This window comes from Microbulbifer flavimaris (assembly GCF_001641755.2).
In the GTDB taxonomy this organism is placed as follows: Bacteria; Pseudomonadota; Gammaproteobacteria; order Pseudomonadales; family Cellvibrionaceae; genus Microbulbifer; species Microbulbifer flavimaris.
Genome location: NZ_LRFG02000001.1, coordinates 1,031,182 through 1,045,418 on the forward strand (window position 1 = coordinate 1,031,182; position 14,237 = coordinate 1,045,418).

A 14,237-nucleotide genomic window follows, 5' to 3' on the forward strand; every position below is an offset into this window, starting at 1 on the left:
AGATGACCGAGCTGATTTTACATATTGGAAGGCACAAAACCGGGACAACTGCAATTCAACGCTTCTTGGCAGCCAATCGCGACTGGCTGGCCCAATACGGATATACGTACCCCAAAACAGGTGTTCGTGGATACGGACATCACCATATCGCTGAATCCATGCCCAAACGCAAATTCGGCATAATGAATGCTCGAGAAGCGCGTGATCTCACATCAAGGTTGCTGGAAGAAATCGGGGCAAGTTCCGGACTTAAACCGATACTATCTTCCGAAGCCTTCCAGCAATGCCCACCGTGGATTGTCAGGCACTACCTCCGCCCAAAAAAATGCAAGGTTATTGTCTACTTACGCAATCACCTTTCGTACTTGCCTTCGGCTTACACGCAGAAGGTCCACGCGACGGGTTACTCCGGCACACTTCAGGACTTTTATGAGGAACTCTACAAGCGGACTGACTACCTGAAGTTCGTCAAGCGGTGGGAAAGAGCATTCCCCGGGCGGGTCAACCTCAGGATCTACGACAAACCCCTGCTGTTCCGTGAAAACATTGTGCTGGACTTCATAAGGCACGCACTGGACATCCAAGAGGAAAAGGTATCACCCGATCAGCTGCCCCCAGGCGACGCGAACCCCTCCCTGAATGAAAAGGTTGTCCAATTTAAAAGGCATATCAATGAGACTGGGGAGGTTGCCCGCTATTCAGGCAAGGGCCTTTATCGGGCACTGCCAAAGCTCAATCAGCTCTTTCCCGCGCCCAAATTAACGGCTACACCAGAACTGGCGAGCAGCTTAATCAAACATAACGCCAGACGTGACCGCATAGTGGCCAGGACATACTTCGGCAAAGAAGCTCTTTTCGACTATGAGAGCGAACCGACAAATGAGCAACGCGAGATCAGCGCAAATGAGATTGCCGCAATGAGAAAGAGATTAGACGAGATTCTTTCCGGGAATTGAAGGCTCTCACCCCTCGAAAAGTATGCGAGCATCGGACCCCATCGGGCCAAACATCAAGAACGGGACAGCTGACAAATAAGACTTCAAATTAAGGTTGGTTGACTAGGAGCGGGCGCCCCCGCACAGCCAACTAAGGACAAACTACCAAGAGCGCAAGGAGGATCCCCCAGAACTGGTCATGGACACTAGTCGACTTGAAACCCGCGCCAAAAACTAGTCAAGCAGGTGTGCTGGAAATGCCCCTTTACCGATGGTGGACGCAGTCTACGTATTGAAGAAAAGGATTGATTGTTATTTGAAATGCACAACCTCCGGGACCTCTTGCCCCCCACACCTCAGCATCAAGCCAAGTCAATAGGGACAATACGCGCTACTTATTCCAGGCAACGTCACGATAAATTGAGTTCTCTTTCTGAAACTTAGACCAGTGCTGACTGGTGCCCCGGGTGTTTGGCAAGCCAAGATGCATCCCCTTCCGCCTGAAAAAAGCCCGCTTTGTAAATACAGACACCTGCGAACCAAATTCTTTCTTTATTTTGTATGCACCCTCATCCCCGGAAAGGGAATCACATAGCAATGAACGCCATACGCCGGGTCCAGTTACCTTAAAGACATTATTGGGCCTGTCTGGATCGGTCAGATTGGCGTATATCCTGTCAACAAGTTTACCAAGAACAGGATGACCTTTTGGAGCATAGAAAACCCCATTGACGATATGGCCATCATGCCATTCGCAGATATGAAATCTTTCCGGTTCATCCTTGATAAACGGGGGAACCCCCTTCAAGCCAAATTTGGAATCGACATAGCAGCCTCCCAGGGAATACACGGCAAGCACACGAAAAATATCAGACTTCATGGCCCAGGGAATGCAATTGTCATATACGCGGGACCAGGCATCTCCATATTCATGCTTGATGAACCTGGCAGCCATTTTTGCATCAAAGCCCAGGAAGTTTAAATCATCCTTCTCCTCATAAAACTCTTCATATGAATCGATCTTCCGCTTGAAGAAGCCGACTATACGACGCAAATCATGCTGAAAAACTATTACATTCATCACTAACAACCGTGAGTATGGCCGCTTCACAGGGGCCTATTCCACAGAATTCCACTCGAACCTGTGGCATTCCTGTACAAAAATTAGAGATCCGCGACTGGGCAAGCCAGAGAACCGGGTTTAGCTCAGGTCTTTACCCTGCAATCCAGAAACCGAAGAGCTCCCCTTGAAACCTAACGCCAGCTGGCAGCCTACATCTACACCCCATCATGCCTCGAGGATTGTGACCGAATTATGAAGTGAAAGAGCCACCATATAGTGGCACTGACCAGAGTAAAGAGTTTAACGCTATCCTCGCCCAACCTTCCCGTCAGGTTTTCAGCAACTTTGTAACCGACTGGCTGTTCAAGTCGAGAAACTCACCGATCTGGGTCACATCCTGCGTTGCATTTGTAACAGGCTTGCGCTCAAAAAGGGCAGCGACGCTTGCAGGGTCCCAGCCAAGGTAATAATTAAGTTGGCGTTGTAACTGAAAACGCCTGAACCATCCCGATACCAAACCCGCGAAGACCTGGAACTGAGGGGACTCAGTGAAAACCACTCCCTGCCCACCGAGCACGCCTGCATCGGCGACAAATTGTCTGAGTGTACCGAGTTTCTCTCTGTCGACCCGCATACCCTCTTTATTCGTCCACCTGGAGATCTCCGCCAACACAGCACCACCGCCAGGATTCGAAGCTTTCTTCACGGCGGGAATTTTATCGCGCGGAACGTCAATCAGGGAGAGGAGGTCCTGAACAACATCCAGCCTGCGAAAGTAGTGGCGTATACAGAGCTTACCTTCAAATATCGAAGCCAACTGTGAACAGATCTTCAAGTAACTCAGGGCACCGCCGCGCCAGACTGGGTAGAAATCATCGAATTTCAATTGATTTCCCCTTCTCAGACAGAACTCACGGTAATAGGAGCGAGTGTACTCATAATAGTTGCGAAGATAGAGGACACCGTAGACCTCGACACCCGCCCCCCTGAGCATTTCACAAAGGGATAGCAACCCCTGATGCTCACTTGGGCGTGACCACGCCTCGCAAGATAAGATTGATACTCGCGCCGGACTGGCCAGAACCTCACGAACCAGGCTTGCATGGTACTTATCCAGGTTACGCTTCTTGCCATCTCCGTAAACCAGATGAGCATGGCGTATGCCCACATTCGGTTCAGAGTGATAAAGCCCCGCACCAGGGTATAAGACGCCCTCTTCCAGTAATTCTGAAGAGCGCTGGTAGAGAAAGTTTTGGATACTGGAGGTCCCAGTCTTGAAAGTCCCTACATGAATAAAGACTTTTCTTGGCTGCCCCTCGATCATCTACTACAACCTTTGAGCGAGTGTTAATAAATGATCACAGACGTTCAGCAACTCCTGCTTTTTTTCCTGCCTGACCGAAGAAACCAGCTCCTTGATCTCTGTGGTGGATATATCCTGGGTTCTGGGCAGATAGATCACCTCAGCAATATCTGCCAGGTCATCAAACTTACCCGCCCAATCATCCCCCATTGCGAATATAGCAGCTTGCTCCCTGAGGATATCCTCGCGCTTTTGCTCCCAGTTCGATTCCGGGAATACGCTATCCACATAACGGCAAGCTTCCAGCATTTCCTTACGCTGGGCATAGCTCATGATGGTGCGCTTACCCTTTAGCTCATTAAACTGGTCAGTGGAGCAGCCAACTACCAGGCGATCGCCGAGGTTGGCCAGCCGCTTCAGCAGCCGCACATGCCCAACGTGGAACAGGTCAAAAGTCCCATAAGTTATAACAGTTCTATTCATAACAATACCCTCCGGATCGCCCTGACTCACTGCTTACCGTGCTCATTAGCGCGAAAGTGCTTGTCGGGCGTGCGCCATGTCGCGCCATACCGAGCTTCCAGGAACCCCTCAATTTTTGCCGGAACAGAATAAGGGCGGCCGAAGAAAGACCTCTCCTCCACCGGAAGCAAAATCGACGCAGGTACACTTGAGTAATTGACATTGCGCATCGGCAGGAAAATCTCACTTTCCTCGCTATAGGCCAGGAAAATATCAAGATGCACCTTATGTATCCTGGAGAAGACCTGGACGAAAGGAAGGTGCTCCCTGCGATTATTGAAGTTAACCTGAGCCCGGAACCCTGCGGAACCCAGCACCTTGGCGATCTCACGGGCTACTTTCTCAAGGTCACCACGACCCTGACCGGTGATACACAGAAGATCAATATCATCATCATGGGCGATAAAGTCATTATCGCGATGAAAGCCCAAAAGAGTGCCGTAGCACAACACTATTGGCCATTTGGAATCAACCAGGGCTTCTGCTACCTCATCAATAGTATCAAGCAGTGTTTCGCGTGGATAACTGGAAAGCGGCCGGGCAAATGTATGCGCTGCGGCAATCAAGGGGTGACCCAGCGTTCGCTCGCCAATGATCCTGGCATCGGCCTCAATGGCCTCCAGGTCCTCCCGGGAAAGGGAGCGACTGGCAATCGAGTAGATCTTGAATGCATCCCTACGGTAGCCGTGGCACAGCAACATCCCTACCAGAAAGCGAGACGTGCAGAACCCTATTTCTGAATCATAGAAGCAGAAGACATTGGCGAGGAGATACGCGATCTCCGAACCGAGAAATTCCACTGAATTCGGACAATCCGATGGAAACTTAAACTCGGAAAAGAAAGAGTTCAGTATCGAGCGCAACTGTCTTGGGCGGGGAGCGCCAGTGCGCAGTCCAGAAACTAGTTTGCTGACGCCCGATGTAGAGTCCCCAGACTCTCCTATACGGCCAACAACTGCCTCCACCCATGCAAGGCGCGAATCCAAGTCTGATCCATCATAATAGCAACGCCAGCCGGCCTCACATTTGGCCGAGATCCGTAAGCTTCTTGCTCTTTCCCATAAACCATCTTTCCTATTTACCACTCTCAAGGCTTGAAGATTGATGGCGGAAGGGAAGCAAATAACCAGGTAAGGTTCCTCCTCCATACGGGTCGAGAAGAAGGCGCTTGAGCCGTCGGCAACGGAGACGATATCGAAAGCCTTATCACCCCGGACTACAGAGCTCTGATCAAAAGACAGGTTGTCATAATCCTGCAACGATAGCCACTTATCATCCACTTTAAACAGGATATTCGCCAAGTGCAGGTGATTGACGTCCGACAGATCTATCTTAAGTTCAGTAACTCGATCACCAATGGGCACTTCGAATGGCATCGCCTCAATACCCAAGATCGGGGGCCCAATATAGGCTTCACCCCATGGGTATCCATGGCCGCCGTGACCTTTGCCCAGCGCTGAACGAACTAAATCAATAATCATAACTATTCCTGGCACCCTGCCCGGGAGCCATGTACAACATCAGTACCCTGCCCAGCCAGAAAGCAGCTTGCCGCAACCAGAGTGCAAAGCAGCTGTTAGCAGCTCTCCAGAAACAGCAGCCACATCAATCAGACTGACGGCTGACTGGATAACTCAGGGAGCTCTCTTCACTTAACTAAGCCCTTTTCTTATCTCCACCCAGAGCTTCACATCTGGAGCGATAATCGGCCAACAGAGCATCAAAATTATCTGCCTTGGCTACCTTTTTCTCCAGGGACTCTTTCGCCATCCGGTACAGGGCAAGATCAAAGCTATTATTTTCAACCAGCAGGTCAAAAACTTCCCCCAGCTCATTGGCGATATAGTTAATGTTGCGCTGCTCACTTTTTACTGCACGCCCTGTATTCTGGCGCAAATAACTCAGGTCAATATTCGGGAAGTGCTTGCCCAGCTCCTGCTCGATCACCGTCATTGAGCGATCGAAATCCTCCACCAGCCCAACCAGGGAGCCGTCCTCGAATCGTTTTGCTGCACTGGACAGATGGTTGAGATTGACATTTCTTGCATTAGGGATCTTCTTGCCAGAAGCGAGGTACGCAACCTGGTAATCACGAATCGTACGCCCCACCTCAGGCTCCATCCGCCACTGGACGTAATCCTTGAAGCTGTATTTCTTGGCCGCTTTGGCACCGGGTGTTTCGGACCTCTGCTTCCGCTCAAAGCTGTACACCGAAAGCACGCGTAGCAGGGGATGCCGCAGGAAGAACACCGGGAGCGACTTGATACCTTCCAGGCTCGATGTGTCACACATGTGGTGTGAGGATAGCGCCTGAATACCAGGGTTCTCTTCAAGAAATTCCTGGAGGTATTCCACCCCCCTGCGCCTCATGGGCATATCGTCGCGATGGTCACAGAATGCATCACCGAAATAGCGCCGCAAGGCCCAGTCAAAGGTTGTCCCCGCATTCTTGAAAATATGCCCATGGGTGATCACTAAACGCATAAAACCACAATCCGTTAAATTATCAGCTGCCTGCTATCAAACAGGCCTTTGTATAACTCGGAGTCAACCGCCGGGCTCCCACTTAGGATACCCAGCGAACCCGGCTTTGAAATTCTTCATGGGTCAGGCGGTCACCGCCATGCCCTGCCCCTCGCCCATCTGGAACTCGTGCATCTCAATGATACGCCCCACTACTTTGAGGCCCTCGCGCAATCGCCCACTCCTGCAATGCCGCTCCAACTCCGCGAATAGTGTGCACAAACGAATGTGTGACACCACGGCCTCTATGTCCAGGCCTTCCGTGACCGCCCCGCTTGAAAGAAGGTGCTCGGCTATCTCCTCAGGTGAGTCGGACGGCCACAAGGAAAAGCCCACCGGCTCAAGCTTCCAGTCGCCCAGCCCCAGCAGGAATACCGCCTCACCATCCCTAACAGCCAGCTGCTTCAGGACAGGATCCGGGGGGAGTAGCTTAAGTGGCAAGGCTCTCACAGCCTCGGAAATCGCGGGAAGCGCCTCAATGAACGTATCAAGAAGCTCCCTTTCGTCGCTATTGGCCATGAGATCAAGACGTGACAACAGCGACTGGTTCAAGCGGTCCATCAGCGTGGGATGCACGGAGCAATACTCTTCCAACAGAGCCTGGTCGAAATTCAGTGGTAGAAGCCGCCGGCGCAAGCCCACAATGGCATCCTGGTCCCGTGTAAATGCCCAGTCGTTAGACAACTTGAACGTGTGAACCTGGTAACCGTCAAGCTCCGCCATCCCGATGAAGGTGGGGATGATGCCCTGTGATTCGAGCTCCGGGTAGAGCTCAAGTTCATTTTTGGCGGTTCTCGCCTTGTTCAACTCATATACCTTGAGGACCAGGGTCTCATCCGGAGCTTCCGCCCCTGCTGAGGCCAAGCTGCACTGGACAAGGCTCATCCAGGGCAAGGGCGACTCCACCCATCCGCACCCCCGCAACCGACCGGAATCCATACCCAGTGAATCCATTACACGGGCTACAAATGCCGGTAACGATTCTCGAGACACGCTGTCGATAAAAGCCCGCGATCTCCCTGCCCCCTGGGGCAGTGCGGCATGCCCACGGTAAAAGAGCTTCTGGATAGCCGCCTTCTTCTTCCTGAACCAGACAAGGTCCCCCACCTTCTGCGACAGTGCGGCCAGTAACCGCCTGCTGAGGATGATAGCGACGATCGCCTGCAAGAATTCCGGTGGCTGCTCGGAAAGGATGAATGCGTAAACCAGGTAGCAGAAGCAGGAAATAAAGACCAGGTTGGAGACCTTGCCCAGGACCGCCGGCGGGCGGGCGAGAAAACTTTCAGCAAACCGCTTCGAGACAGAAGCCAAAGCGATGACTCCCAGTACTGACAGAGATACGGCCAAAGCAAAGAACAGGAGGAACTCGGAATATACTAGCCCGATAACACCGCTCAGGGCGACAAGGAGTAACGAACCGCCTCGTGCGTCCACTATTCCAGTGTATACAGATGTCAGGAAGTCACTGTCTGCGAACCGGCCTTTTTTATGCTGAACGGCAAATTTCTCTGTGTAGCTCTCGGCAGACTTTTTCAGGTACCAGTCTGCTATTAGAACCACTATATGAAGCACAACAATAAGTCCCGTGAGGATCCCGGCCCATTCCGGCCGCGAAAAGCCAGGCAAGACCTTGTCAAACATAACCGGCATCTCTGGTGCGGCAATGATAAGGACAATCTTGATGGGCAGAATAAAGACAAACAGCTCGAGAATGCTTTTGACAAAGCCGACAACGACGTCAAAGAAGAAGCGTACCGGCGCCACGGCTACAAATTCCCGGCAGATCTTCCTGCGATTAGAGAAAAGCGCCGCGGTGTTCTTCGTTAGACGTATCATACAAAACCACTCATTTTATCAATGCCCCTAGGGCAAAGACACACTCAATCAAATAGCCAGGGCCTGTCTAATGACAGGCCCTGGGATTCGGTCAGAAGCTAACAGGGAACAGCCGGCGGCTCCTAAACCTGGCTTTCACAGGCAAAATGCTGCTCGATGGCTGCCCGAACGACACCAGCACCAAAGTATTTCGCCACATAACCGGGGCGTACCGCCAGTTGGCGCACGCACCGGCTTTCATCCGTGTACAGGCCAAGCAGCTTGCTCGCAAACTCTTCTGCCCCCTCGGCAATGTCCATTACCTGCTCGGGCACGGGGATACCCTCTGCGCCAATGGGTGTTGTAATCAAGGGTACCGCTGACTCTATCGCTTCCAGTACCTTCCCCTTAACGCCAGCACCATAGCGGAGCGGGACAACGCAAACTCGAACCGAGCGGTAAAGCGACTCCAGCTCCCCATCACTGACAAAACCATGTACGACAATGTTCTCTGACGCGAGATTACTAATCGCTTCTGGCACATTTGAGCCAACCACGTGCAGGCGTATATCCGGGTCAGCAAACAGGATCTGGGGCATTACTTCCGCGGCAAACCAGAGGACGGCGTCCACATTCGGCGTATGGGTAAAGCCACCCACGAAAAGCAGGTCCTTGCGGGCCGCGAAGTCGAAGGCATCCACATCCGGCGCGTTCAGCACATACAGCGGCAGCTGGGCGACATTCGTCCCCGGTGATATCTCCTGTACCGCCTTCACCTCTACATCAGAGGGGTAAAGCACTATATCCACCTGGTCAAAAATCCTGGTTTCACGCTTCTTCCAGTCAGCAGCTACCTTCAGCAACTTGTTGTCGTCAGTGATCGCGGCCTCGCGTTCAGTGCGCAGGTAGTGCAGATCGTGACCAAAATAGACCAGTCGCGGGCAATTCTCGAGCGACTTGATCTCATCGATGAAGTCTTCAGTGATGTGCGGCCGATGCAGGTAGATTACATCAATAGACTTTCCGTTCTCGTCCAACCAGAGCTTCCAGTTGCGCGCAAAGCGTTCACCATAGAGCACCTCTACCCCCAATTGCTGCAGGGTTTCGGTGTACGGCTGGTGAGGGAAAAAGTTCGCGCCAAGGAACTTCACCCGGTAGCCCATATCGACCATGCTTTTTACATAGAGGAATGTAGAGCGCGAGCCGGCATCCTTATCGTAGAAAGGTACATAGTGGTCAATAAAAAGTACGGTAGTGCCGCTGTTGTAGCGCTCACGGGCATCAAAGACGTCTGTACCCAGATCGCGGTTCCCGGTGAGCAACTCGCCACGCCACTTCTTCCTGAACACGCCCTGATTGATACGCTGCTGTTTCTTGATACCGGAGTTCAGGTCATTTCCGTGACTTACACCTTCAAAGTGAACCACTTCGGATGCAGGCTGGTAGATGGTTCGCAGCCCCAGCTTACGGATCTCAAACGCCAGGTCTGTATCCTCATAATAAGCCGGGCGGAACTGCTCATCGAAGCCACCAATACGGTCCCAGACATCTTTCCGGAATAGGATACAGGCACCGGAGATGTAATCGGTATCACGGACATAGTTGAACTCAGGGGCGTCCGCAGATTGGCCGCGACCATAATTCCAGCCACTTCCATCACGCCAGATGATGCCCCCAGCCTCCTGTAGTAAGCCATCTTCGAATAAAAGTTTTGGGCCAACGAGACCAACCCGTTGATGCTGATCAAATGTGTCTAGTAGAGCCGTTAACCAGCCTTGCTGGGGGTTGGTGTCATTGTTCAGGAGCAGGACAAACTCGCCACGCGCTTGGCATACAGCGGCGTTGCAGTTCCCCAGAAAACCTTGATTCTTTTTGTGGCGTACAACGCGCGCATTAATAACCCGGTCCGCAATTCTCGTCGTACTGTCGCTGGAACAATCATCTGCAATGATCACTTCATAGTCGACATCGGCAGTATTTTCGAGAACAGCCTGTAAGCACGAAATTGTCGTCGCATACTGGTTGTAAACGGGAACGACGATTGAAACCCGGGGAGAGTCAACACTGGGGAAAGTCAGTTGAACCGAAGGCGCCTCATCTTCAGTGACGGAAAACGTCTCTGGCTTCTTGCTCGTAGAAGTATCCACCGGAAAACGCTGGTCGATCCAGGAAAGGCTGTTCAGCGAGTCCGCACCTACCAGTACCTGAACCAATCTCTTGAGGCGGGCCCAATTAAGTAAACGTAAACTTGCGACAGGGTTTCGAACGAAATACCTCCAGACCTGTAGTAACATACCCAGGCGGCCTTTCATTTGTTTTTGCCCATGTGTAGAACCAGTTTCCTGTGCAAGCTGGAAGTCCTTGAGATCTCTGAAAAGTGAATTCAATGGTGCTGCTGAGGGTTTGCGCAACGTCACCACGTATAGCGCCAACTCGAAAAACTGAAGCAGTAGTCTCTGGGGCCAGGCATAAAGAGCATGGACTCTGGCATAAAAATTCTGGAGCTCGGAAAACTGCCGAGCGTTACGAGACTCCAGCTTTTCAAGGTGCGAATCATCAAGACTTGCTGGTAGCTTGGGGCCAGAATGTGCCCTGCGTGTCCTGACAACTACCGCTTCGAGCGCCGTCGGGTCCTGAAGGTAATTACGACCTGACAGGCGATCCAGATAACGGGACAATCGCCCCAATCGAGAGTCGGGTAGTGCCTTAAACAAACCTGTCAAATCACAGAGCTGAGCCTGTAGCCTGAGGTTGATCTCCTCTTGCTCGATCTTTTGTTGAGGGCAACTGGGCACCTTACCGGGGGATTCGTGACTACTCATATACCTATGCCACCGCGGTACTCAGTGTTTTCTACTATCGGCAAGTATCTGCTGAAAGTCGAGATCATGCTCCTTCTGAAAGCTCAGCGCTGCTTCGTAAAGCCGTGTCAGCTCGCTTTTCGCCGCGGGGCGCAGAGTCATGTAACGGAATGCACGCTCCAGGTGACCGACGAAGCGACCAAGAAGCGAGCGGCGGAAAGCATAAACTTTGGCGTAACCCAAAGCCAGCCTAGCGAAAAGGTAATCCCCCTTTTCCTGTTCCGACTTGCACCTATTTTTCAGCCACTCATCTTCGACAACCCTCAAAGCTCAACCTCCTTTGGAACAACATTCATGAATTTATCGGTAGCAAATTGATAAAAATCCAAGTCTAACTTATTACATGACTCCAACTTGCGAAACAAATCAGCACCCAATTCGGACTTAATAATAGAGATCTTTGAGTCTACAGAAAGTTCACTAACGTCCGTGACATTTATCTTTCGATGAACTATCTCAAGTTCCGGAAAATGATATTTTAGGTAAAAGTGCATTCGCTCAAGGGATACTTGAAAGTGCTCAACAAGCCCAAAGAATGGCAATGATTCGAGAAAAATCTTAGCAGCGCTCAGCCTTCTAAGGGGGTCCTCGCTTCGGACAGGCCACCGACTATCCAGGGAAGTATTGGCCATCTGATAAACGTGAAAATCAGAGATCGCTCCACCACTACCCGCCTCCAGCTTCTCCTCTACATACTCACCAAACGAGCCTTTAGGTTGAGCCAGATTCAATTGCCTTTGCCACTCAAAGAGGTATGCTGACTTGGCTCGAAGAATAGGATGACGAATAAAGATAATAGGAAAAACCTCAAAGTCACCGATCGGCAAAGGAGGGACAATCTGATGCGACGACAGAGCTTTAAGTTTCGGATTAGCATAAATCAGGCTAGCCAACTCAGCTGGCAGAATTTTTGCACCCGGTCGATCTTTATCAAATTCACACCAAGAGTCGCCCAGGAAACTACGCCTTAATATATAATCGATTGAGCTTCCAGCATTTTTAAATAAATGATAGTGAACAATGATCTTTCGCAACTCACTCACTCACTGTAACCCAAGCGGTCCATTAACGACCCGCAGTATTTATGTATTATTGAGAGGTCAGAACTTGATAGGTCACCTCTCCAAGAATCAACCTCTCCCTTTCTAATGAAGTTACTGCGCCCAGAAATTACTGACGAAAGCACATCACTCTCGGCACCTTCAGACTTCAAACGGCCTATAGAGCACTTTTCCACTGCAGCGTTGATGGATGCTTTAGACTCCTCAATTCCGAGCCAGCCATAAATATCCAGCAAGGTCTCAGTTGGCTTAGTAACCAGGAGCTCATACTTGATTCTCTTATGTCTTTCTTTACGCAAGTACTTAGCATGATCCCCTTTGATTACATAACGACACCAGGTTGCGCATATGTCAAAAATATTTTTTTGGGCCCATTTCCCCCAAGGCTCTTTTTGGGCGGCGCGCCAAGAGCTAACTACCGCCCTCGGATCTCTCACGATCTCTAGACTAACGAAAGAGAGATCTAGCTCTTTCATTTGCTCAACATAGCAAATGTTTGACGGGGTCTTTTCCAAAATTAGCTGCCCCTTCTTCGCGCCTATCGCATACCTTCTCAATACCGAATGCACAAAGGGGCGAAGCAAATCGGCCTCGAAAGATTTTTGGTCAAAAAACGAACTCAGACCATCGTTAGAGTGAAACAAGGCTTTTTCAGAGGAAAATAATGACCGCAACCTTTCTAGGTACACATCGAACAAATGGGTTTCATTAGGGCGAGAATAGATGAATAAACTCTCAGCCAGGAGCAATTGCAGCCATGTGGTTCCGCTCCTCGGGCAACCGCCAATCATCAACATCGGCGCCAAACCATTAGATAGCCCACCCATCTCAGTCATGCCACTTTATCCTTCGATTTGAACTGAAGAGATCCATGCCCCAAGCAGTCGTTTATCACCATTACCCAGGTATTCGTCTGGTGCAGATGGGTTCTCAAATGAGAAAGTCAACTCGAACTCACCATTTCCATCGCTCAATTCAAGCGGGACTTTAACCCATTGCGCCTCATCACCCCGCTTTAGCACGGCCGTTGATACTATTCGCCCATTGGAGGAAACGCGAATTTTTTCATAATTCCCATGCCCTTTGTGAAGAGTACCGGCCAGCAGCGAAAAGGTAAGACTTTTCTTCTCTTTCACACGTTCGGCCAAGCTAAAAGCGATCCTAGCCCGCTTTTCTGTTGACCAGGAACTCCCATTCCAAACCTTTGACCACCCACCCTTTAGGATCTCACTATAATCATCACAATCGGCCAAATTATACTGCCGCCCGATTTCAATCACGGGGTGCTTGGTAATATATTTCTTAGAACTGAGATCAACCTCCCCGCTTAGAGGAAATGACTGAATCAATGCCTCCACAGATCCCTTAAACTCGGGAACGTTAACCTGGTCAATTGCCTGCCCAACTGTTTCTATCACCGCCGGACAAGAACGATCAGTCCCCTCAAAATAATCCTCGTACTTTAAAATTGTTTCGAAGCGACTTTTAAATAGCGTTGCGGGTTTACCCTCCGCGTCAGCGAAAACCAAACCGTGCAAAGAGCTTGAAACGACACGCTGGGAAAGGCGAATATGTGCCGCAATTTCGACAGGATCCAGGGTCGGACTGAGATAAAGCCAGTCTTCTGGCAAAACTTCCCTCTCAGGAAAATAAAAACGTTCGTCATTAATATTCGGAATAAAAACAACTTTTGGCCTTGCCAGCCCGTGCTTTTCATAAAAGGCATCAAGCAAAAGTGCCTTTTTAGATATTTCATTATCATATAAAAAAGAGAAAAGCAAGCCTGGATCACCATAGGATTCAGGAACCTCAAATCCATATTGAAGCATTGCTTTTCGAGTCACAGGGCCGCGAACAGAATGAACCTCTATTTCTTTTTGAGACTCTAAATTCCTAGCCCAACACTTCCCATTAATGCCAGACCCCCAGACTTCATCTCCATTGATTGCCTCATGAAGGATAGAGCCAACTGACAACAGTTTATTTTGACTACCTTGCGCCGCCACCACATCTACGCTAACGCCAAATTTAGAAGCGAGCTTCTTTACAATCATGGGACCAATTTCATCCCCAAAATTGATTCCTACTTTCGGCGACCACTTATAGACGTTTAATCGATTGACTAAATTCATTCCCCACCCCACAACCTAAAAA

General features: G+C 50.5%; 12 protein-coding genes. 1 reads left to right on the forward strand and 11 read right to left on the reverse strand.

The features are described from left to right. The first annotated feature begins 2 nt into the window (after positions 1–2). Positions 3–956 (forward strand): hypothetical protein, encoded by a 954-nt coding sequence (locus AWR36_RS04540; protein ID WP_141398467.1) that lies wholly within the window; start codon positions 3–5, stop codon positions 954–956. A gap of 370 nt (positions 957–1,326) precedes the next feature. Here the strand turns inward: AWR36_RS04540 and AWR36_RS04545 are convergent, their stop codons facing one another. From AWR36_RS04545 to AWR36_RS04595, 11 genes are all read right to left on the reverse strand, one after another. Then, positions 1,327–2,016 (reverse strand): glycosyltransferase family 32 protein, encoded by a 690-nt coding sequence (locus tag AWR36_RS04545; protein ID WP_067081545.1) that lies wholly within the window; start codon positions 2,014–2,016, stop codon positions 1,327–1,329. Positions 2,017–2,326: 310 nt separating this feature from the next. Next, positions 2,327–3,322 (reverse strand): hypothetical protein, encoded by a 996-nt coding sequence (locus AWR36_RS04550; protein ID WP_067081548.1) that lies wholly within the window; start codon positions 3,320–3,322, stop codon positions 2,327–2,329. 3 nt (positions 3,323–3,325) lie between these two features. Continuing rightward, positions 3,326–3,784: an adenylyltransferase/cytidyltransferase family protein gene (locus tag AWR36_RS04555; RefSeq protein WP_067081931.1), complete on the reverse strand. Its 459-nt coding sequence runs from the start codon at positions 3,782–3,784 to the stop codon at positions 3,326–3,328. Between the two features lie 26 nt (positions 3,785–3,810). Beyond that, positions 3,811–5,304, reverse strand: a complete 1,494-nt coding sequence (locus tag AWR36_RS04560) for a LicD family protein (RefSeq protein ID WP_067081550.1) — start codon at positions 5,302–5,304, stop codon at positions 3,811–3,813. A gap of 175 nt (positions 5,305–5,479) precedes the next feature. After that, a complete protein-coding gene (locus tag AWR36_RS04565; protein ID WP_067081553.1) occupies positions 5,480–6,307 on the reverse strand; it encodes a sulfotransferase family 2 domain-containing protein in 828 nt (275 codons plus the stop codon). Between the two features lie 123 nt (positions 6,308–6,430). Next, positions 6,431–8,182: a hypothetical protein gene (locus AWR36_RS04570; RefSeq protein WP_067081556.1), complete on the reverse strand. Its 1,752-nt coding sequence runs from the start codon at positions 8,180–8,182 to the stop codon at positions 6,431–6,433. Positions 8,183–8,304: 122 nt separating this feature from the next. After that, complete coding sequence (locus tag AWR36_RS04575) at positions 8,305–10,983, reverse strand: glycosyltransferase (protein WP_082679378.1); 2,679 nt, start codon at positions 10,981–10,983, stop codon at positions 8,305–8,307. A 21-nt stretch (positions 10,984–11,004) separates the two neighbouring features. Next, entirely contained in the window at positions 11,005–11,289 is a 285-nt protein-coding gene (locus tag AWR36_RS04580) for a hypothetical protein (RefSeq protein ID WP_067081562.1), read from the reverse strand. After that, entirely contained in the window at positions 11,286–12,065 is a 780-nt protein-coding gene (locus AWR36_RS04585) for a hypothetical protein (protein ID WP_141398468.1), read from the reverse strand. Before AWR36_RS04585 ends, AWR36_RS04580 begins: the two co-directional genes overlap by 4 nt. Continuing rightward, a complete protein-coding gene (locus AWR36_RS04590) occupies positions 12,062–12,919 on the reverse strand; it encodes a sulfotransferase family protein (protein ID WP_067081569.1) in 858 nt (285 codons plus the stop codon). Before AWR36_RS04590 ends, AWR36_RS04585 begins: the two co-directional genes overlap by 4 nt. A gap of 6 nt (positions 12,920–12,925) precedes the next feature. After that, entirely contained in the window at positions 12,926–14,215 is a 1,290-nt protein-coding gene (locus AWR36_RS04595; RefSeq protein WP_082679379.1) for a polysaccharide pyruvyl transferase family protein, read from the reverse strand. Between the last annotated feature and the right edge of the window lie 22 nt (positions 14,216–14,237).

Excerpts from the sequence above, each read along its gene's own strand:
- AWR36_RS04595 (WP_082679379.1), bottom strand. The coding sequence starts at position 14,215 with ATGAATTTAGTCAATCGATTAAACGTCTATAAGTGGTCGCCGAAAGTA.
- AWR36_RS04555 (WP_067081931.1), bottom strand. The coding sequence starts at position 3,784 with ATGAATAGAACTGTTATAACTTATGGGACTTTTGACCTGTTCCACGTT.
- AWR36_RS04575 (WP_082679378.1), bottom strand. The coding sequence starts at position 10,983 with ATGAGTAGTCACGAATCCCCCGGTAAGGTGCCCAGTTGCCCTCAACAA.
- AWR36_RS04550 (WP_067081548.1), bottom strand. The coding sequence starts at position 3,322 with ATGATCGAGGGGCAGCCAAGAAAAGTCTTTATTCATGTAGGGACTTTC.
- AWR36_RS04565 (WP_067081553.1), bottom strand. The coding sequence starts at position 6,307 with ATGCGTTTAGTGATCACCCATGGGCATATTTTCAAGAATGCGGGGACA.
- AWR36_RS04590 (WP_067081569.1), bottom strand. The coding sequence starts at position 12,919 with ATGACTGAGATGGGTGGGCTATCTAATGGTTTGGCGCCGATGTTGATG.
- AWR36_RS04570 (WP_067081556.1), bottom strand. The coding sequence starts at position 8,182 with ATGATACGTCTAACGAAGAACACCGCGGCGCTTTTCTCTAATCGCAGG.
- AWR36_RS04540 (WP_141398467.1), top strand. The coding sequence starts at position 3 with ATGACCGAGCTGATTTTACATATTGGAAGGCACAAAACCGGGACAACT.
- AWR36_RS04545 (WP_067081545.1), bottom strand. The coding sequence starts at position 2,016 with ATGAATGTAATAGTTTTTCAGCATGATTTGCGTCGTATAGTCGGCTTC.
- AWR36_RS04560 (WP_067081550.1), bottom strand. The coding sequence starts at position 5,304 with ATGATTATTGATTTAGTTCGTTCAGCGCTGGGCAAAGGTCACGGCGGC.